The 19140-nt window shown below is 49.1% G+C and carries 16 protein-coding genes; 6 read left to right on the top strand and 10 right to left on the bottom strand.

Annotated features, from left to right (window positions below):
• Together AT746_RS08755 and AT746_RS08750 are read left to right on the top strand one after the other, a co-directional pair.
• Positions 1–2013: an acetyl/propionyl/methylcrotonyl-CoA carboxylase subunit alpha gene (locus AT746_RS08755; protein WP_062479276.1), complete on the top strand. Its 2013-nt coding sequence runs from the start codon at positions 1–3 to the stop codon at positions 2011–2013.
• Between the two features lie 286 nt (positions 2014–2299).
• A complete protein-coding gene (locus tag AT746_RS08750) occupies positions 2300–3193 on the top strand; it encodes a hydroxymethylglutaryl-CoA lyase (protein ID WP_062479272.1) in 894 nt (297 codons plus the stop codon).
• A gap of 23 nt (positions 3194–3216) precedes the next feature.
• On the opposite strand, the gene AT746_RS08745 is transcribed toward AT746_RS08750, so the two are convergent.
• Together AT746_RS08745 and AT746_RS08740 are read right to left on the bottom strand one after the other, a co-directional pair.
• Complete coding sequence (locus tag AT746_RS08745) at positions 3217–3522, bottom strand: helix-turn-helix domain-containing protein (RefSeq protein ID WP_062479269.1); 306 nt, start codon at positions 3520–3522, stop codon at positions 3217–3219.
• Between the two features lies 1 nt (position 3523).
• A complete protein-coding gene (locus AT746_RS08740; RefSeq protein ID WP_062479265.1) occupies positions 3524–3889 on the bottom strand; it encodes a type II toxin-antitoxin system RelE/ParE family toxin in 366 nt (121 codons plus the stop codon).
• Positions 3890–3972: 83 nt separating this feature from the next.
• On the opposite strand from AT746_RS08740, the gene AT746_RS20020 reads away from it, so the two are divergent.
• Positions 3973–4104 carry a hypothetical protein gene (locus AT746_RS20020; RefSeq protein ID WP_335338213.1) on the top strand — a complete coding sequence of 44 codons (132 nt, stop codon included), beginning with the start codon at positions 3973–3975 and terminating at the stop codon, positions 4102–4104.
• A 151-nt stretch (positions 4105–4255) separates the two neighbouring features.
• Here the strand turns inward: AT746_RS20020 and AT746_RS08735 are convergent, their stop codons facing one another.
• The 6 genes from AT746_RS08735 to AT746_RS08710 all read right to left on the bottom strand — a co-directional run bounded on the left by AT746_RS08735 (position 4256) and on the right by AT746_RS08710 (position 9837).
• Complete coding sequence (locus AT746_RS08735) at positions 4256–4969, bottom strand: cyclodeaminase/cyclohydrolase family protein (protein WP_197414349.1); 714 nt, start codon at positions 4967–4969, stop codon at positions 4256–4258.
• Positions 4970–5050: 81 nt separating this feature from the next.
• A complete protein-coding gene (locus AT746_RS08730) occupies positions 5051–6724 on the bottom strand; it encodes an AIPR family protein (protein WP_062479259.1) in 1674 nt (557 codons plus the stop codon).
• A gap of 139 nt (positions 6725–6863) precedes the next feature.
• Positions 6864–7502 carry a hypothetical protein gene (locus tag AT746_RS08725; protein WP_062479255.1) on the bottom strand — a complete coding sequence of 213 codons (639 nt, stop codon included), beginning with the start codon at positions 7500–7502 and terminating at the stop codon, positions 6864–6866.
• Positions 7503–7638: 136 nt separating this feature from the next.
• Positions 7639–8040 carry a hypothetical protein gene (locus AT746_RS08720; RefSeq protein WP_062479252.1) on the bottom strand — a complete coding sequence of 134 codons (402 nt, stop codon included), beginning with the start codon at positions 8038–8040 and terminating at the stop codon, positions 7639–7641.
• A 364-nt stretch (positions 8041–8404) separates the two neighbouring features.
• Positions 8405–9190, bottom strand: a complete 786-nt coding sequence (locus tag AT746_RS08715; RefSeq protein ID WP_062479249.1) for a copper resistance protein NlpE N-terminal domain-containing protein — start codon at positions 9188–9190, stop codon at positions 8405–8407.
• A 2-nt stretch (positions 9191–9192) separates the two neighbouring features.
• Positions 9193–9837 carry a hypothetical protein gene (locus tag AT746_RS08710; RefSeq protein ID WP_062479246.1) on the bottom strand — a complete coding sequence of 215 codons (645 nt, stop codon included), beginning with the start codon at positions 9835–9837 and terminating at the stop codon, positions 9193–9195.
• A gap of 175 nt (positions 9838–10012) precedes the next feature.
• Between AT746_RS08710 and AT746_RS08705 the strand changes: the two genes are divergently transcribed.
• Positions 10013–13372 carry a PAS domain-containing hybrid sensor histidine kinase/response regulator gene (locus AT746_RS08705; protein ID WP_062479242.1) on the top strand — a complete coding sequence of 1120 codons (3360 nt, stop codon included), beginning with the start codon at positions 10013–10015 and terminating at the stop codon, positions 13370–13372.
• Entirely contained in the window at positions 13372–14496 is a 1125-nt protein-coding gene (locus tag AT746_RS08700; RefSeq protein ID WP_062479239.1) for a threonine aldolase family protein, read from the top strand. The genes AT746_RS08705 and AT746_RS08700 overlap by 1 nt, the downstream gene beginning before the upstream one ends.
• Here the strand turns inward: AT746_RS08700 and AT746_RS08695 are convergent.
• Together AT746_RS08695 and AT746_RS08690 are read right to left on the bottom strand one after the other, a co-directional pair.
• A complete protein-coding gene (locus AT746_RS08695; protein ID WP_062479236.1) occupies positions 14491–15156 on the bottom strand; it encodes a response regulator transcription factor in 666 nt (221 codons plus the stop codon). The genes AT746_RS08700 and AT746_RS08695 overlap by 6 nt on opposite strands.
• A 101-nt stretch (positions 15157–15257) precedes the next feature.
• On the bottom strand, positions 15258–17552 hold the full coding sequence (locus tag AT746_RS08690; protein WP_062479232.1) for a TonB-dependent receptor: 2295 nt from the start codon (positions 17550–17552) through the stop codon (positions 15258–15260).
• A 288-nt stretch (positions 17553–17840) separates the two neighbouring features.
• Between AT746_RS08690 and AT746_RS08685 the strand changes: the two genes are divergently transcribed.
• The gene (locus AT746_RS08685) at positions 17841–19136 is read left to right on the top strand and encodes a GntP family permease (protein WP_062479229.1); all 1296 of its coding nucleotides are present in this window, start codon (positions 17841–17843) and stop codon (positions 19134–19136) included.
• The last annotated feature ends 4 nt before the right edge of the window (positions 19137–19140 follow it).

Below are 19140 nucleotides of genomic sequence, written 5' to 3'. Positions count from 1 at the left end.
ATGTTGGTAAAACTTCTTGTCGCCAACCGCGGTGAAATCAGTTGCCGTGTTATCAAAACGGCCCAGCGCATGGGGATCCACACGGTAGCGGTGTACTCCGATGCCGATGCCAATGCCCTGCATGTGCAAATGGCCGATGAAGCGGTGCATATTGGCCCCGCGCCGTCCAAAGACAGCTATCTGCAGGCGGAAAAAATCATTGAAGTGGCGCGCAAAACAGGCGCCGATATGATTCACCCCGGCTATGGCTTTTTGTCGGAAAACGCCAACTTTGCCCGGCTGTGCGAAGACAATCAGATCATCTTCGTCGGCCCGCCGGTGGCCGCCATTGACGCCATGGGCTCCAAATCTGCGGCGAAAAAGATCATGGAAGCTGCTGGTGTGCCGCTGGTACCCGGCTATCACGGTGACGACCAGTCGCCCGAAACCCTCAAAGCTGAAGCCGATAAAATGGGCTACCCGGTGCTGCTCAAAGCCGCTGCCGGTGGCGGCGGTAAAGGCATGCGCCAGGTTCACAAAGCCGAAGAATTTGAACAGGCCCTGGCCGCGGCTAAACGTGAGTCTATGGCCGGTTTTGGCGATGATCAGATGCTGGTGGAAAAATATCTGACCCAGCCCCGTCATGTTGAGATTCAGGTATTCTGCGATCTGCATGGTAACGGCGTGTATCTATTTGAGCGTGATTGCTCGGTGCAGCGTCGCCACCAAAAAGTCATCGAAGAAGCCCCTGCCCCTGGCGTATCAGAAGCACTACGCGCACAGATGGGCGAAGCGGCCCTTAAAGCCGCCAAAGCCATTAATTATGTGGGCGCCGGTACCGTAGAGTTCCTGCTTGATACCGACGGCAGCTTCTATTTTATGGAAATGAATACCCGTTTACAGGTAGAGCATCCGGTCACGGAAATGATCAGCGGTCAGGATCTGGTGGAATGGCAAATCCGCGTCGCCAGTGGTGAAGAATTACCCCTGAGTCAGTCTGAACTTGCCATCAATGGCCATGCCTTTGAAGCCAGAATTTATGCCGAAGATCCCGATAATGAATTTCTGCCGGCAACAGGCACCCTGCATTTTTTGCAGCCCCCGGATGAGTCTGATTATGTGCGGGTCGATACCGGCGTACGTCAGGGTGATGAGGTCTCTGTCTACTACGACCCCATGATTGCCAAGCTGATTGTGTGGGACGAAGATCGCAACAAAGCCCTGCGCCGCCTGGTCAAAGCCCTGTCTGAATACCGTATCAAGGGTGTGACCACCAATATTGATTTTTTGTATAACCTGGTCAGCACCAAAGCCTTTAAACAGGCACAACTGGATACCGGTTTTATTGATAAGAATCAGAAACAGATATTTCTTGAAAATGAAGCCGATATTGCCACTTTACTGCCACTGGCAGCCCTGTATCTGGTACTAAGCCAACAGCAGGAACATCAAAAACTCAGCCAGCATCATCAGGATCCCTGGTCACCCTGGCAAAGTCTGACCGCCTGGCGCAGCAACCAGCAATATCAGCAGACGCTGGAGATAAAAATCCATGAGGCCTGCCACAATGTTACGGTACAGCAAACAGAGAGCAGCGGTCAGCAGCGCTATATTATCAGTGGCGAACGCTTCCAGGTTGAGGCCACCGGTGAGATCCAGGGCGACAGTCTGATCGCCATTATTAATGGCCACCGTCAGCGGGCCACTATCAGCGGCAATCAGCATGGCTGTTCCTTGTATACCCAGTCCAGTGCCCTGCACTTTAGCCGGCATTTGCCGGATCTGGGCCTGCTGGATCACGATCAGCATGGTGGCGGGCTGACCGCGCCCATGAATGGTTCCGTAGTAAAACTGGTTGTCGAGGTGGGTCAACAGGTCAGCAAAGGCCAGGAGCTGGTGATTATGGAAGCGATGAAAATGGAGCACAGCTTAAAAGCCCCATCCGATGGCAAAGTCACGGAGTTTTTCTACCAGCAAGGGGATCTGGTCGACGGCGGCGCCGAACTGCTGGCCTTTGAGGCAGAAGACAACTAACCACATAGGCACAGAGAACACAGAGGGAAAGCATTGAAGAGACAAGTACCTTTTATTTCTCTGTGTCCTCCGTGGCTCTGTAGTGAATTTATTTGAGCAACAGAAGCGTAGCCCGTATAAAGCGCAGCGGAATACGGGGATAAACCCGAACTATCCCGCAATCCGCTTCGCTCCTTGACGGGCTACATGTAAATCACAGAGCACAGAGGGAGAACGTTGGAAAAGATATATATTTTATATCTCTGCGTCCTCCGTGGCTCTGTGGTGAATTTATTTGAGCAATAGTATGTATCCCAAAGAAGTAAAAATCGTGGAAGTGGGTCCCCGTGACGGGCTGCAGAATGAAAAGGGCCAGATAGCCCTTGCCGACAAGGTGGCACTGGTGGAAAACCTCGCCGATGCCGGCCTGAATATGGTGGAAACGGGCAGTTTTGTGTCGCCCAAATGGGTACCGCAAATGGCTGACAGCGGTGAGGTTTTTGCGGCTATTAAGCGCAAACCCGGTGTTACTTACTCAGCACTGACGCCCAACCTGAAAGGCTTTGAAGCGGCGCTGGCGGCAGGGGCCGATGAGATGGCGATTTTTGGTGCGGCCTCAGAGAGCTTCACCCAAAAAAACATCAACTGCAGCATCAGTGAAAGCCTGGAGCGTTTCGCACCGGTGATGGCAACCGCCGGGGCCAACAAGATTAAAGTGCGTGGCTATGTATCCTGTGTGCTGGGCTGCCCCTATGAAGGAGACATCAGCGCTGAAAAGGTGGCGGAGGTGTCAGACAGGCTACTGCAAATGGGCTGCTATGAAATTTCATTGGGCGATACCATAGGCGTCGGCACCCCGCTAAAAACCGCCAGTATGCTAGATATCGTATGCAAGGTGGTGCCCAAAGCGAAGTTGGCGGTACATTTTCACGATACCTATGGCCAGGCACTGGCCAATATCCTGATTGCCCTGCAACAGGGTATCAATGTCATCGACAGCGCCGTGGCTGGGCTCGGTGGCTGCCCTTATGCCAAAGGGGCGTCGGGCAACGTAGCCACAGAAGATGTGGTGTATATGCTACACGGCATGGGCATAGAAACCGGTATCGATCTGGATAAGCTAATCCACGCTGGTGAACAGATTACCGCCAGGCTTGGCCGCAGCACTAATTCAAAAGTGGCAAGGGCTTTGTCGCAATGACTGACCGGTGATCGCGCCGATGATTATGCCAGGATCTCTAAGCCTTTATTGGCTACCAGATTAAGTAATTTGAGGGAGGTACCCCGCGGCTTTTTACTGCCTTGTTCCCACTGCCTTACTGTTGATGGTGTAGTGTTGAGGTAAGCGGCGAACACCGCCTGACTCACATGCGCCTTTTTGCGGATGGCTTTAATGCGGTGGGCATCATAATTCTCAACTTCAGGCAGGCATAAGGCATCGAACTCGCGCATGGTTTGCACATCCATCACGCCAGCCTCGTTTAAGTCTTTCGCTGTGTCATGTATGACATCTAAGATACTGTCTTTCATCTCACTTCACCTCTACCATACTGCCCGTTTCAACGGCGTTTTTCAGTTGGACCTCACTGTAACCCAACAGCTCCTTTGCCAATCGTTTAAATGCCTTCAACTCTTTGCCGTTTATGTTATCCCGCGCGTTCTTAGGGAAGCCGTACATAAAGAAGGCTTTGTTACCCACCTTAAACGCCAGGATGGTCCTCAGACCGCTGCTTTTTCCTTGCCCCTCAATGGACGCTCGCTTTTTATAAACATGGCCACCCAGATCAGCATCGATTAAGCCTTTTTCCATTTCCCCGACGGCTTCCTTGAGGGCGCTATCCGTCAGCCCCTCTTTCCCGGCCCACTTCGTGAACCACTTTGACTTATATATGCGCATTCCGTTCCCTTTTCACACACAAAACTATAACACCAAGTGGTATAGTTCGCACAGTATAATTTTCACGCACGGGGTCTTGTACTGTGGATACGCTCATGGGTATGGGTATCGAAACCGGTATCGATCTGAATAAACTGATTCAGGCTGGTGAACAGATTACCGCAAAACTTGGCCGCAGCACTAACTCCAAAGTCGCTAAAGCCCTGTCGCAATAAAGGTGCGGACGCAGACCAAACAGCCAGATTAGCTATGCTGAATACAAGCGAATCTGACTTTTTTCTGTGCAGGCACTATTTACCGTGTTTTCGGTTAGTGATGCCTGTCCGTTAAAGCGGGGGAAGTCTAGTGTGGGCTTTGACGCGCTTGTTAAGCATCTTTCAGCAGCTCCAACTGGATAGAATCAAGAGATTCAGAGCTAATCGCGGTGACGCAAGAGAAAGCTCTTATCTGAATTTCTTCCAGTTTCTTCTGGATAGACTGAAGACGTTTTAGATTGTCGCTTGCGTAATTTCTTCGCGTCAGAGTTTTCAAGTTGAGGTTAATAATAAATATGGAAGACATTATTCCTGACATTGCGGCACTTATTGAAACTCCCGAATCACCGCGGACCGCATGCCATCCATGCTCGAATACTGTGATGCCATATTCCATAAGAAGAAACGATAAATCAGCCACCTCGAATGTGTAATCAGTTGCAGTTTCCAGTAAATCTAGAGAGTCTCTAGAAAATCTTGCCTTCTCCGCAGAATCATGAGACTTGTCTCTCTTAACCCTGAGTTCTACGACCTTTTCAAAGTCTTTAGCATCAAGCTCGAATAGCTCTCTTAGTCTGGGTTCGATTTTTTCCTTAATTTGCACAGAGATGAATCCGAAATCCTTATGAGACTTTTCACATTCATGCTTTGTGGTGCTGATCTCGCACACCGTGATAATCATTTTCGCCGACAGTATGCTCAGCAGAGCAGCTGCGCTACCAGAGCCTGGCGATGCCTTTCCTGCCCCAAAATCGTTCAGAAGCTGAGTTGCTGGTCTTTCTAGGATTAGCTTTGTTGTAACCCCTTTTAATTCTTCCTGCTTCAAACTAGCCCCCTTTTCATAGTTCTTCAATACCGTAGCTGCTTAACGCCTTGCTCACAGGAAAATTAGGAGCGCAGCAACTTGTTAGCTCAGCAGTTTAGCTACAAGAGCTGGCCCCTTTGCAACTTGGTCAGTCGCTCCCAACCCATCAAATTCTGCGAGTACTTGTTGAAGCGACTCATTAAGTATCTCGCTAGTTAAATCTACGTTTGGCAAATCCGAAATTTTTTGCTCTATATCTTGAGAAGAACCGGCTGTTTTAATACTAGCCACCATTGCCACATAAAATTTAATATTCGTGATTGTCTTTCTTTCTAACTGAATCTCGCTATTTTCAGGCTTCAGATGTGTTTCAACAGCTTTCATTATTTGAATTGCTTTGAGATATATATCAATTGGCTTATCTAAGCTGAATATTTTTTTGTATTCAACGTCAGAATTTATTAATGTTGAAGGCCGAGCCCTTGCGCTATCTGGTTTCAAAAGCATGATAGCCATCATAGCTTGAGCCATATAAGAGATACTTATAATCTTAGAAACAGGCATTCCCTGATTTTTATAAAAGTTTTTCTTCCTGTCGTAGTAGTAACCGTTTGACTTAAGAAAGTCTTCAATATTTCTATGGATGTCATCAGAACTTCTTAGCGAGGCAGGCGGGATAGATGTTTGACTGTTGGTGGCTCGTATAATTCTGTCTCTAGCTTCTTCATCTTCTTCACAGATCACTCTTGCAAGCACAGCTCTTTCATCACCTTCGTGATTCTCAAGCTGCGAGAAATATTGGTATATTTCATGTGACGTCTGCAACCCATTAACAATTTGAGGATCTTCAATTGTAAGTTGCTTTCCCGCCATTACTGCTTTAGGGGTAATGATGGTTACGCCATTATTTAGATACCAAAAGTTTTCTGATTGTCTATTTTCAAGTGTCTTCCGGATGCCCGTATTGACTACAACGCTGCCCTGATAATCTCGAACATTCGATTCGAATATACTGCGTGCCAAAGACCCTGAGTCAGAAATAAATTCGTAGTACTTAGACAGAGTAACAAGACATAGATAACTACCGGCAGTTGTGCCAATCGGTGATTCCGCAACCTCGAGGACTCTCGAAGTAGACGGTACATTTCTAGTCATTTCAAGAAGTTCAGACGCACCTATAAATTCAAATGAAAAATCAGCGCCACCAAACATTTTGACAATATCTTCTTGCAGCTTTGGAACTTTCCCTGATACATTATGATGAACTTCATCACCCTGTGATGCATAAAAATATCGTATTTCTACTTTTGGAAATGTCTTTGCTAACTTTGCATATGAATTTCTAAAAAGTTTAACCTTATCAATCAAATCAGTGTTGTAGCGTGCAGAATAATCGTCTGGATTGTTCGCTAGGTTAAATAAGTCCTGAGCTGACTCCCTGAATTTGATTACAGCATCCTCTTTAAAAGAGGCTGAAGTCTTAGATTGAATTATAATAAGTTCGATGTTATTCTTTTTCTGATTGGTATTGACTAGCGTATCTTCTTTTAATGGCTCGCCATTAATAAAAGTATAGATTGAATCAATTCCGCCGTCTCCACCATCACCTACTATACCATATAAAATGTCATCGTAGGTAAGATCATAATTCTTAAGTATTTCAGATGCAGAATATATTTCGAAATACTCCGACACTGTCAGCTCATCGCCAGACTCAGCACATCGCTCCTTGATTATCTGCTTAAGAATTATCTGATCATTTGTTTTTTGAGCCACATTTATTCCTTAGTAATTTGATATCTGTGTGCTGTCAAGGAGCTAACGCTAAGCTAACTGGAAAAAATTGTTGGCGATAATTGCTAGGCTAGAGCGTAGCCAACAATTTTTTGAGTATAGCTTTTTGTTAGATTTTATTTTACGGACAGTTTTTATTTTCCTTTAATTTGTAAATAGGATCCCATTCATCTTTGTAGGAACAAAAATGGTTGTAGTAGTCCTGCTTAAATGGATTGCGTTCAGTTTTATGAGAAGTGGTTGCTGAAATTAAAGAAACAACTCTATTTGGATAGCTCGCAGCGTGTTCAGATCTCTTAGCTTCACAATAACTAGCCCTTGAAGGTCCTCCCTTTTGATAGCCAGATTCTGAGCTCCATTCCTGAGTACTTTTATAATATTCAATACCGTGACTTCTTAGCCTGCAAGACTTAATTTTTTCCGTAAGCAAATCATCTTTTAAAAGTTTAGCCATTTCTCTCTTGCATTTTCTCTGGTCTGAGAGTGCGCCAGCCAAGGAGGCATGCGGAACCCCAGAAAAGTCACTTGCACTGTATTTGCCACTTCCCGATATCCCAAGATCAGCGAGCTTTTTCAGTAAGTTGTTAAATTCAGCCTTAGCTTCACCTGAAAATTCCACTTTGCTAGTTGCCCCAGCATGACTCAAGTTACCACAGATGGAATCAGCAAAGCTGGCTATATGTTTTAAAGCCTCTGCTTTCTCATTTGCAAGAGCATTGACACTTATAAATGTAACAAACATTAAAATTAAGTATTTCATAACATCTCCTTTTTTGTAGAAGCCCAAACTACTGATGATGCTACATATTGGACTGGTAAAACCTAACGCCGAAAATCAGCCGGCACGAAAGAAGCGGTAGCGACTGTAGTGATCGGCTGAATTTGACTTGTTAAATTCACGAACAACCAGCGACATCCCACGCTTCTTGCATTTTACCAGGTGGAAGCCGCCCCCCTAACACAACCTTTATTCTTTTCAATTCCCTACACACACAGTTATTTGTAGCAAAAGTTGCATCATCCAACTCTTTAGGGGTGTAAGTGCCATCTGGTTCATCGAGCATTTCAATATAATTGTTCCAACACTTTCTAGAACGCTGCCATAAAGTTTCTAATACTTTTGGTGGAACTATATCAGCAACTTGTTTTGCATCGCTTAGAATCTCAGGCCTTTTGGGTGCATTTAACATTTCTAGCTTAAATGCTTCAGCAGCCCTTGATGAATCTCGATATTGCATCCATGTTTGAGTTGCTTGTAAGAATGCTGAAATACCAGCAATGATTGTTACAGGCTCCATACTTTCTCCTTGCTGAACATAAAGTGTACTAGATCGACTTCTGACTAGATCCAAAACTGCTTATTCTTGTTTGGTAGCTAAAAGTCAATATTATCTTTAGTAAACAAAAGCTTATGATTCCAGCCCACTCGATTGACTGGTCTCGTTTTCTGCGGAAAGTAGGAATGCGGCACTATAAGACCCGACTAATTCCGTGTCAGAAAAATTTTTATTATGAGCATCATATAGTTAGATTTTGCTTTATGTCAAAACAAAGCGCTGAGGGATGGCTGCTTGCTTATAAGCTTTACCTGCCTGCGGGTACGAGGAGCCGGGCTTGTACGCTTGAGAAACTGACCGGGTTAAAGCACAAGGCGTGGTGGTTTTAGTGAGCCGTAAATCGCGCCAGCGGGGCCATCCGGGCTTTATTCAGAGATAGCCTTCTCTGATGCAGGCTGTAATTATCGGCCATTTCCAGAGCTTTTAGCAGCTTGCCTTCCTGCTGCAATGCCGGGCAGGCCATCATGGTGGAGGCCATTTTATCAAAGGCCAGCCGCTGGCCCTGCTCAAGCGTTACTTTGCCGAAAAAACGGTTACATCCGGCAAAGCCGGTTACCTGCATATCAGCGCCGATAGTAAAATACACGGGCTTTTGTGCATTGATGGCTATCTCCTGCCCCATCAGTTCTGTAAGCTGCCATTTTACCCCCACAATCTCAGAACCGATCTGTTTAGCAAGACGATATTGCGCGGCCAGTTCACCGCTGATGCGCTGACCATCCTGATCGAGATGAAACAGCTGGTTTTCTCCTACCTGATAGAGCCCCGGAGCTGAAGTCCGGCCCAAAAGGCGGATACGCAGGCCATCATCCAGCCATTCAAATTCACCTTTAGACTGAAAGGCGCGGCTGTCTTCGCCTAAATAGGTTTCACTCAACTGGTAATTGCCATCGGCTGAGAGCATCAGGCGGGTCTGAATACCCTCGCAATCTGCGCAGGGCAGCACGCCTTCATAAACGCCAGCCCAGTCCAGCGCGTTGCGGCTGGTATGGGCATTATCTGCATTTTGCATCTGCTCTGATTGCGTGTTCTTTACTACAGGGTTGTTATCCGTTGTGGCACAGGCGCCAAGTAACAATACGGCCAGGATCAGCAACAGTTGAATCGGCATTATCAGTCAAGTCCTAAGGTTTTGCGGGCACTGTCATACAGGCTCTGGGCCTGGCCCCGGGATTGTATTTTAAGCTCTTCGCGGTACAGAGAAATATCACTGGCCGCTTTTAAATGATCCCGGCTGTGGGTTAAAAAGTCCACCACCTTTTGCTCAAGTACGTCTTGTGCTTTTAGCTCAGTGGCAAACTCGCGGGTTTTTCCTAACTCGTACATTTCGGAAAGGCGACTTAACTGACTGAGCTTGTCCTGTAAGGGTTGATTCGCATCAAGATACTGCTGCATGCGTTGCAGTGATTTATTCTCTGGCTCAGCATCCGCGCCTTCAACCTGCCACTTTCCCTGCTGTTGCTGAAGCGATACTGGCTGCGGTAAATTAAGACGATCGGCCAGATCCTGCAGCTCGGCGGCAACGGGGCGTAGGTTAAAGGCAATCATATTGTCCAGTGTCTGCATTTTCACAGCCGACTCGCCGGATTCGATCTTTTTCAGCACGTCGTCCATTTGCTCACGACCGGTCTGACCCAGCTCAGTTAACTCAGCCCCGATGTTCTGCCCGGCGTTGCTGGCAATCTGCTGCAGGCTCTGTTGCGATTTCTGCGGGTCATCCAGATAATCGAACAGGCTTAAACCGTTTTGTATCTGCATGGTTTCCTTCCTGGTAGATTAAATTCAGTTCAGAAACAGATGCGCTTTGCTCCTGTTTCAACAATTCTTCAGCAGTCTTAAAGCAATTGGCGCGCCATATCTAGCACCATAGCGCTATAGCATAGTGATTGGTGGCAAGGTAAAGTGATGTGATTGATTCTTTTAGATTTGTTGCATGTTTAGTATCTGGTTGCTGACAATTCTGGCGATTGGCTATCTGGCCCTGCTCTTTGCTGTAGGCTTCTGGGGTGACCGCTTTCATCGTGCCGGTGCTCAAAGACCGGTGATTTACAGCCTGGCACTGGGAATACACTGTACTTCCTGGGCCTTTTTTGGCACTACCGCACAATCAGCTACCTATGGCTGGGCCTTTACGCCCACTTATATGGGCAGCATTCTGCTGTTTGCTTTTGGTTACCCGCTACTAAGAAGGGTTATCCATTTTTGCCAGCAACAAAATGTCAGTTCGCTGGCAGATTTTATTGGTACCCAGTACAACAAGTCTCATCTGATTGCCGCCTTTGTTACCCTGCTATGCTTTGTCGGCGTCATGCCCTACACTGCGCTGCAACTTGATGCTGTTACCACCAGTGTCAATCTGCTAGCCGATGGCGAGCCGCAGTGGCCGGGCGGAACCAGCTTTTATGTAGCCCTGCTGATGGCAATTTTTGCCATCTTGTTCGGCACCCGCAGCCTCAGCCTCACCGAAAAACACCCGGGATTAATGCTGGCCATCGCCTTTGGCTCGGTGGTCAAACTACTGGCCTTTATTCTGGTCGGGGTGTTTGTCTGCTATATGATGTTTGACGGCATGCTGGATCTGTTGGGTAAAGTGCAATTGCATGAGCCCGCCCGTCAGGTGCTGGCCAGCAGTTCCGCCCCACTGGTGTATATCAGCCATATGGTGCTGGGTTTTTGTTCCATGTTTTGTCTGCCCCGTCAGTTTCATATCAACTACGTGGAGAATAACGGCGAGCAGGAACTGCGCACCGCCCGCTGGCTGTTTCCGCTCTATCTGCTGGCAATCAATTTATTTGTGCTGCCGGTGGCCCTGGCGGGCAAGATACTGCTGCCAGAGGCCAACACCGATACTTATGTGCTGGCCCTGCCGATGCTGGCTGAGGAGCCGCTGGTCGCTTTGGTTGCCTTTATCGGTGGCTTATCTGCGGCTTCCAGCATGATCATTGTCGCCACCCTGGCCATGGGCATCATGATTGCTAATAATCTGATTACGCCACTTTGGCTGAAACTGCATTTTCGTCCTCACCAGCAACAGGCTCTGAGGCCGAAAAGCCTGCTTAATATCCGCCGTCTGACCGTGCTGCTGGTGATTGGCCTGGCCTATCTGTATTCCCAGTATCTGAGTCAGACCGCCCCTCTGGTCAACAGCGGCATTATTGCCATGGCGTTGCTGGCACAGCTGGCACCGGCTTTGTTGTTTGCGCTTTACTGGAAGCAGGCCAGCAAAACGGCGGCGATTCTGGCAACCCTGGCAGGTTGCAGTGGCTGGGTCATCTGGCTGCTGTGGCCGAGTATAAAAGCCAGTTATTATTTCGAATCCACCCCCAGCGACCAGGCTATGAGTCAGGGCGTGCTGCTGAGCCTGGGCATTAATCTTATCTGTTTTGTGCTGGTGAGCCTGATGCGCGGCGGCTACCGGCAACGACTCGCCACTGAAGTTAATCCGCAGCCGGTTACACCGACCATTAAGATTTCTTCTTTGCTGGCGGTCACCCAAAAAGTGCTGTCACCGGCACAGCAGCAGGACCTTAAGTCGGCAATTGAACGGGCCAATAATATGAGCTATGCCAGTGGTCAGTTGATCCAGCGGGTTGAGCGCGAGCTGTCCGCCCATGTGGGCAATGCCAGTGCCCGGATCCTGCTCTCTGCCATTACCGAACAGCAACATGTGCCGCTGGACGAGCTGGTGGGGCTGGTGGAAGAAGCCAGCCAGAGCTACCAGTTTAACTATGAGCTTTTGCAATCCTCTGTTGAGCATATTGAACAGGGGATCAGCGTGGTTGATCGCCATCTTAAATTACTGGCCTGGAATCAGCGTTATATAGAGCTGTTTGATTATCCGGCCGGTTTTGTGCGGGCGGGGCTGACGGTGGAAGAATTACTCAGGTTTAATGCCAGGCGGGGCATGCTCGGTGATATCGGCGATCTTGACGCCGAGGTACAAAAGCGTATTGGCTATATTCGCCAGGGCAGCAGCTACAAATACCTGCGCACACAACCAGATGGCAGAGTCATTGAGCTACAGGGTAACCCCATGCCCGGGGGCGGTTTTGTCACCACCTACAGTGATATCACCGAATATGTGAAAACCCAGCAGGCCCTCGAGGAAGCGAAAAACACCCTGGAGCACCGGGTAGCCGAGCGCACCGAGCAATTGCAGCATACCAATCAGGCTCTGGAATACGCCAAACTCGACGCTGAAAAAGCCAACGAGAGCAAGACCAAATTTCTGGCTGCCGCCAGCCATGATCTGATGCAACCCTTTAATGCCGCCACCTTGTTTGCCGGTATGATCAGCCAGAAAACCCAGCACACTGAGGTGGCAGAGCTGGCCAGGGGGCTGCAGCAGTCACTGAATAACGCCGAAGAGTTGCTGGGCATGTTGCTGGATATGACCCGCCTCGATGCCGGCGTGCTGAGAGTACACCGCCAGCGCTTTGCCTTAAGGGATATTCTCGATCCGCTGGTGGCAGAATTTCGTCTGCTGGCCGCCCAAAAGCAGCTTGAGCTGAAATATTGTCCCACATCGATGCAGGTTGAGTCAGACAAAAAACTGCTCAGGCGGGTATTGCAGAATCTGGTCTCCAACGCCATCCGCTACACCACAACAGGCAAGATTCTGATCGGCTGCAGACGGCAACAAGGCCGAATTTGGATCCAGGTATGGGACACCGGCCCTGGCATTGCCAAAGAGCAGCAGCAGGAAATCTTCAACGAATTTCATCAGCTGCAACAGGAAAATAAACAGGGCCTGGGTCTTGGCCTGACCATAGTAGAGCGGATCAGCAAGCTGCTGGGCCACCCTATCCGCCTGCACTCAGAGCTTGGCAAGGGCACCGGGTTTTGTGTGGCCCTGCCCGCTTATCAGCAGAACAAGGCCAGGACGGTCACTGTGGCCAAATCAGAACAGCCCGACAAAACAGCTTTCTTAAGCGGCCACAAGGTATTGCTGGTAGATAACGAACCTCAGGTGTTATCCGCCATGGCGCAGTTATTTGAACAATGGGGGGCACAAACCTTCTGTGCCGCCAGTCAACAGCAGGCACTGGATGTCATCTCAGAACCCCCTTCGCTGCTGGTAATGGACTATCATCTGGATCACGGCGCCATTGGCACAGAACTGGCTCAGGTGCTGTATCAGCAGTGGAGGAAAAAGGTGCCTACCATACTCAACTCTGCCAATTATGAAGAGAGTATCAGAGAGCAGGCCATTGAGGCGGGTTTCAGCTTTTTACATAAACCGGTAAAGGCCGGTGCACTGAAACGACTGATCCGAAAGTTACTGGAGATTTAATGCCTGTTATGAAAAACACCCCACAACAAGCCTATACAGCCGCCTTTGCCGCTTGCCCGTTGCGGTTGCATCGCCACAGACCACAGAGCCTGAAACTGACCTTAGAGCAGATAGCCGACGACACCGGCATTGCCGAAAACGCCGATTATTACGGTCAGGGTAAGCTGATAGAAGATTTTGAGCAACAGGTTGCCAGACTGCTTGGCAAAACCTCGGGGCTGTTTCTGCCCAGTGGCACCCTGGCCCAGCCGATGGCCCTTAAGATCTGGGCCGACGCTGTGAGTAATGCCAATATCGCCCTGCATCCCACCAGCCATCTGATTTTGCATGAGCAAAGCGGATATGAAGCACTATGGCATTTAAAAGGGCACTTATGGGGCCAAAGTGACAATCTGCCCACACTTTCTGAGCTACAGGAGCTGACCAGGACACAACCGCTATCGTCAGTTTTAATGGAACTGCCACTGCGCGAAATTGGCGGCCAGTTACCTGATTGGGATGACGTCGTCGAACAGTGCCACTGGGCTCGCAGCCAGGGCATTAAACTGCATCTGGACGGCGCCAGATTATGGCAATGCCCTGCAGCCTGGAACAAAAACCTGGCGGGAATCGCCACATTGTTTGATTCAGTGTATGTGAGTTTTTATAAGGACTTAGGCGGCATGGCCGGTGCCATGCTGCTCGGTGATGCTACATTTATCGACCAGGCGCGGATCTGGCAGCGCCGCGCGGGCGCTAATCTGCACACCTTAGCCCCTTATGTGATCTCTGCCAGAGCCGGTCTGGAGAAGCATTTACCACAAATGCCACAGCGCCACGAGCAGGCTAAATGGCTGGCAAAACAGCTCAACGCACTGCCTGGCGTGCATACCTGGCCTGAGATCCCTGATACCAGCATGTTCAGGCTCAGACTGCGCTGCAAGCCAGAGGTATTTTTCAGACTCGCCTGCCATTGGATAGATGAACATCAGATTGGTCTGATCCCGCCGCCTTACGCCGTATCAGAATATGAAATCTGTTCGGAGATCAGCATCGGTGACGGCTTTAATGCCCTGCCTGCTGCGCAATGGCAACAATGGCTGGAGAAATTCAGCAAGGAAGTATTGGCAGGATGTCAGTTATGACAGACTCTGATGTTCGGGTTTTTCCATAAACTGTTTAAACATCACGCCGGCCTGAGTGCGGTTGATCACTTCAAGCTTACGTAATATCGCCGACACATGCTGTTTAATGGTGGTTTCCTGCACCTGCATTTCATAGGCAATCTGTTTATTTAACAGGCCGTTGGCCAGATGCTTGAGTACCCTGAACTGATGAGGCGTCAGCGACTCCAGTTTACGGGCAAAATGCTGATCCTGTGCGCTGCCCTCTTTTTGGATCAGCGGTTCGATTTCTTCCGGTAACCATTGCTCACCGTCCAGCACTGCATTCACAGCATTGGCAATCTTATCCAATGAAGCTGACTTGGGAATATAACCGCTGGCGCCAAAATCGATGGCACGGCGGATCACCGCCGGATTTTCCTCTGCAGACACAATCAACACCAACACCCCAGGATAGGCATTATGCAAGGTGGTGAGGCCGGTGAGCCCCTGATTACCGGGCATATTCAGATCCAGAAACACCAGCTCTATGGCCGGGTGCTGTTGTAACAGGCTGAGGGTATCATCAAGGTTCGCGGTTTCCAGAATATTGCCACCCAGGGTACTTTGCACCGCCTGTTTCATGGCGCTGCGAAATAAGGGGTGATCATCGGCAATGATGGCTCTGGGCTGACTACTCATAGGGGATACAGACTTATTTCAGGTTACAAGCCGGACTACTATCCTTCAGGGAAAGAGGAAAAGCAAGGGGCGACAAACCGCCCCTTTTTCCATTCTGATTATCAGAATTGATAGCCTACCGTGAGGCTGACTGTTCTGGGATCACCATAGTAACCAATCAGCGTATTATCACCGCCTAATCCAGGGATGAACTCACCAGGGTTGTTAGGATCGCGGGCGATAAAGGCATAGTTACCGACCAGATATTCCTCATTAGTCAGGTTCTTGCCATGTAAGCCCACTGTCCACTGACCATCATTGGAGTACCAGTTCACACCCAGGTTAAGCAGGCCATATTCATCCTGAGTCAGCAGGTTATCCAGCTCCACCAGATCATACTTGGTGCGATAGTAGTAGTTACCATTAATTACAAAATCACCATAAGAGGAAGTCATGTTATAGGTAAAGCCGACGTTGGCATTCACCTTAGGTGTATTGGTAACACTGAAACGATCAGAAATATCGATAAAGTTCTCCGCATCCACAAAGGAACGAACTTCATCAAACTTGGCGTTGATATAACCGAGATTTGCGTACATCTCCAGGTTATCTGTTGCTGCAACGGTCAGATCCATTTCCAGGCCTTTGGCACTGGATTGACCAATATTACCCAGGCGCTGGTTCAGAACAGTGGAATCATCAGGATCAGGTATCACCGAGATATACTGACGATCTTCATGATCCAAAGTGAAAACGGTCATATTTAAACGAACATAGTCACCCAGATCACTCTTAAAGCCCATTTCAATGGAATCAACAATTTCCGGGTTGGCTGCTGGCTCCGGTGTTGAGGCTCGGGGGTTAAAGGTACCCGACTTAAAACCCTGCGCGTAAGCGGCATAAAGCATCACATCAGGCGTCGCCTGATATTCAAAGCCAAGGCGAGGCGTAAAGCGTGACCAGTCTTCTTTGTCATCCAGTACTTTGAGCACGCTGGCATTGATCACGTCTTCATTACGCACATATCCGGGCACCCAACCGGATTCAGGATAGATATTATCAAACACCAGACCGTTAAAGACCGTCGCTTCTTTTTCATCTTTGGTGTAACGGGCACCGGCAGTAACCGAGAGCTTATCGGTAATATCGTATGAGCCCTGGGCGTAGGCCGCGATGCTGTCACCATTACTGCAACCGCGTACTTCACGGGTCAGACCCGGCGCACCAAGAGACTGCCCGAGAATCCCCAGAATGGCCTCAAACTGACCACAGGAATCGGCGGTGTAATAGTACAAGCCCGAAACCATGGTCAGGTTATCAGTCACATAATTTAACTGAAATTCCTGAGTAAACTGCTCATCATCGTAGATGGCCGGCACATCGAAAATCTGCAATGAGGTATTATCGAAGTCGATATTAGTCGGTGAGTAACTTTCTCTTTTTGACGTTATAGATTTAAATGCAAATTCGCTGTTGATATCCCACTCAACGGTCAGGTTGATGCCTTCATTCTCCACCCGGTTCCAGGTCGGCAGGCTGGTGTAGGAATCATACTTGCTGTCTGGCACCGGTGCGTCAGTCAGCAGACTGGGCAACAGGCGATAACCTCCTTTGGCATTGGAGTCATCTTCGGTTTTATCATAGTTCAGACGGATAAACAGATCGTCAGTCGGGTTATATTCCAGAGTTACCCGATACGCCTCAACGTCCTTGTTGTAGTTTTCACGATCCTGACCAGGCAACGCCGAGGTAAGAAACTCACCAAAGCCATCGCGGTTAAGGTTGGCATAAGACACGCCCAGGAAAAGGGTGTCTTCAATCAGCGGTATCTGACCGGCGATCTTCAGATCTTTTTGCGAGTAGGTTCCCACTGTACCTTTAACCGACAGCTCCGTCGCACCTGTCATTTTCTTGGTCACATATTTCACAGCACCACCGATGGTATTTTTACCATACAGTGAGCCCTGAGGGCCGCGCAGTACTTCGATGCGCTCAACATTAAGGATATCCAGTACTGCACCCTGTGGACGGGCCATATAGATATCATCTACGTAAATGCCTACGCCTGGCTCATAGCCCCACAGTGGATCTTCCTGGCCCACACCGCGGATAAAGGCAGTCAGCGTCGAGTTAGTACCACGGCTTTTCTGCAATGTGGTATTGGGAGACAGTTGCTGCAATTCAACAACCGTACTAATCCCTCTCTCGGCGATATCAATAGCGCCAACAGAAGTCAGTGCAATCGGCACTTCCTGAATACTTTCAACGGTCTTACGGGCGGTAACCTCGATGCGTTCCAGCCCGCCTTTCTTCTCTTCCTGTTCTTGCTGTTCCTGCGCCATAACCGGCATAGCACTGGTAAGCGCGGTGGATACAGCCAATGCGCATAGGGTCTTGTGTGAGGTGAACATGGTCATGATGTTTCCTTCTAACTTCTTATTTAACGGGTGTTAGCCTATTTGTTTATTTTTTGTTGCATTTATTAACAAGGTCATCGCTACTCTAGATCATTCCGTTAAAAACGTATGCTGTACCATAGTACTATGGGCCAAAAGCCAGGTATGACACACAATGTACGAGCTCGTATGAATAAGAGTACTTGGCATTTGTTAACAAAAGGTCATCAAGACGAACAGCCGGTAAGTCGGTACTTGTCTGTTATTTCACACTCCGGCTAACGGAGTTAATGCTAAGGACATTTTATTATGTTGAGTTTATTGGGTCTGGTTGGCGGACTGCTGTTACTCATTATCTTGACCATCAGGGGTATGAACCTCTTTATCGCGGCGCCATTATGCGCCCTGATCGTTGCTCTCACCAGTGGTATCCCTGTTTTTGTCGGTGAAACCAATTTTGTTGGCGCCTATATGGACGGCTTCTCCGGCTTTATCGCCGCCTGGTTCTTTATGTTTTTGCTCGGCTCACTGTTTGGCAAATTTATGGAAGACACCGGCGCCGCTGATGCGGTAGCCCGCTGGATTATCAGCAAACTGGGTATGAAACACGCGGTAGTGGCAGTGGTAATGGCCTGCGCCATTCTCACCTACGGTGGCGTCAGCGTGTTTGTGGTGGCCTTTTCCGTCTACCCGATGGCACTGAGCCTGTTTAAGGATGCCGATCTGCCAAGGCGCTTTATTCCTGCCGCGCTGGCCTTTGGCTCAGTGACTTTCACCATGACCTCTGCCGGCTCGCCGGAAATTCAGAACTGGATCCCGATTAAATATCTTAGCACCTCGCCATTTGCAGCCTGGGAGGTATCTCTGGTGGTGGCAATTTTTATGGCTAGCTTCGGCTACTGGTGGCTCAAGCGCATGATCAAAAAAGCGCTGGATAACGGGGAGCGTTTTGAACACAGAGACAGCGACCCGGCCATCCCTGAACGGGATTACCCCCACCCCATGACAGGTATTATTCCGCTGTTAGTGGTACTGGTGTTGTCTTTCAGCTTTCATGAAAGCCTGCAACAACTGGCACTGATTGTAGCGCTGGGTGGCGGTGTGCTGACATTAATGGCGATCAACTTTAAACACTTTCACAACCTCAACGGTGCCATCAGCGCCGGTACCACAGGGGCGCTGGTAGCCATCGGTAACACCTCGGCGGTGGTGGGTTTTGGCACTGTAGCCAAATCCACAGAAGCCTTTCAGGTTGCAGTAGAGATAATGACCCAATTACCCGGAAATGAGCTGATCGGCGCTGCGGTGGCAGTCAGTGTGATTGCCGGTCTGACAGGTTCGGCATCGGGTGGCCAGGCCATCGCCCTGCCCCTGATTGGCCCACATTATATGGATCAGGGCGTGGATCCGGAACAGCTGCATCGCATTGTGTCCATTTCATCAGGTGCCCTGGACTCCCTGCCCCACAATGGTTATGTGGTCACCACTATCCGCGCCATTTGCGGTGAGACCCATCAGCGAGCCTACTGGGCCGTTGGTGCGCTGACTGTTGTGGTACCGCTGATTGGCCTTGCCATGGCGGTGGCTCTGTTTAACTGGTTCTGAGGGA

The sequence above is a fragment of the Lacimicrobium alkaliphilum genome (assembly GCF_001466725.1).
In the GTDB taxonomy this organism is placed as follows: domain Bacteria; phylum Pseudomonadota; class Gammaproteobacteria; order Enterobacterales; family Alteromonadaceae; genus Lacimicrobium; species Lacimicrobium alkaliphilum_B.
This window is presented reverse-complemented; position numbering and strand designations above follow the sequence as displayed.

What these genes read in the sequence shown, in the direction of transcription:
- AT746_RS08725 (WP_062479255.1), bottom strand. Translation starts at nt 7,502, where the DNA reads ATGAAATACTTAATTTTAATGTTTGTTACATTTATAAGTGTCAATGCT.
- AT746_RS08745 (WP_062479269.1), bottom strand. Translation starts at nt 3,522, where the DNA reads ATGAAAGACAGTATCTTAGATGTCATACATGACACAGCGAAAGACTTA.
- AT746_RS08715 (WP_062479249.1), bottom strand. Translation starts at nt 9,190, where the DNA reads ATGCCGATTCAACTGTTGCTGATCCTGGCCGTATTGTTACTTGGCGCC.
- AT746_RS08755 (WP_062479276.1), top strand. Translation starts at nt 1, where the DNA reads ATGTTGGTAAAACTTCTTGTCGCCAACCGCGGTGAAATCAGTTGCCGT.
- AT746_RS08740 (WP_062479265.1), bottom strand. Translation starts at nt 3,889, where the DNA reads ATGCGCATATATAAGTCAAAGTGGTTCACGAAGTGGGCCGGGAAAGAG.
- AT746_RS08705 (WP_062479242.1), top strand. Translation starts at nt 10,013, where the DNA reads ATGTTTAGTATCTGGTTGCTGACAATTCTGGCGATTGGCTATCTGGCC.
- AT746_RS08685 (WP_062479229.1), top strand. Translation starts at nt 17,841, where the DNA reads ATGTTGAGTTTATTGGGTCTGGTTGGCGGACTGCTGTTACTCATTATC.
- AT746_RS08710 (WP_062479246.1), bottom strand. Translation starts at nt 9,837, where the DNA reads ATGCAGATACAAAACGGTTTAAGCCTGTTCGATTATCTGGATGACCCG.
- AT746_RS08720 (WP_062479252.1), bottom strand. Translation starts at nt 8,040, where the DNA reads ATGGAGCCTGTAACAATCATTGCTGGTATTTCAGCATTCTTACAAGCA.
- AT746_RS08700 (WP_062479239.1), top strand. Translation starts at nt 13,372, where the DNA reads ATGCCTGTTATGAAAAACACCCCACAACAAGCCTATACAGCCGCCTTT.
- AT746_RS08750 (WP_062479272.1), top strand. Translation starts at nt 2,300, where the DNA reads ATGTATCCCAAAGAAGTAAAAATCGTGGAAGTGGGTCCCCGTGACGGG.
- AT746_RS08690 (WP_062479232.1), bottom strand. Translation starts at nt 17,552, where the DNA reads ATGACCATGTTCACCTCACACAAGACCCTATGCGCATTGGCTGTATCC.
- AT746_RS08695 (WP_062479236.1), bottom strand. Translation starts at nt 15,156, where the DNA reads ATGAGTAGTCAGCCCAGAGCCATCATTGCCGATGATCACCCCTTATTT.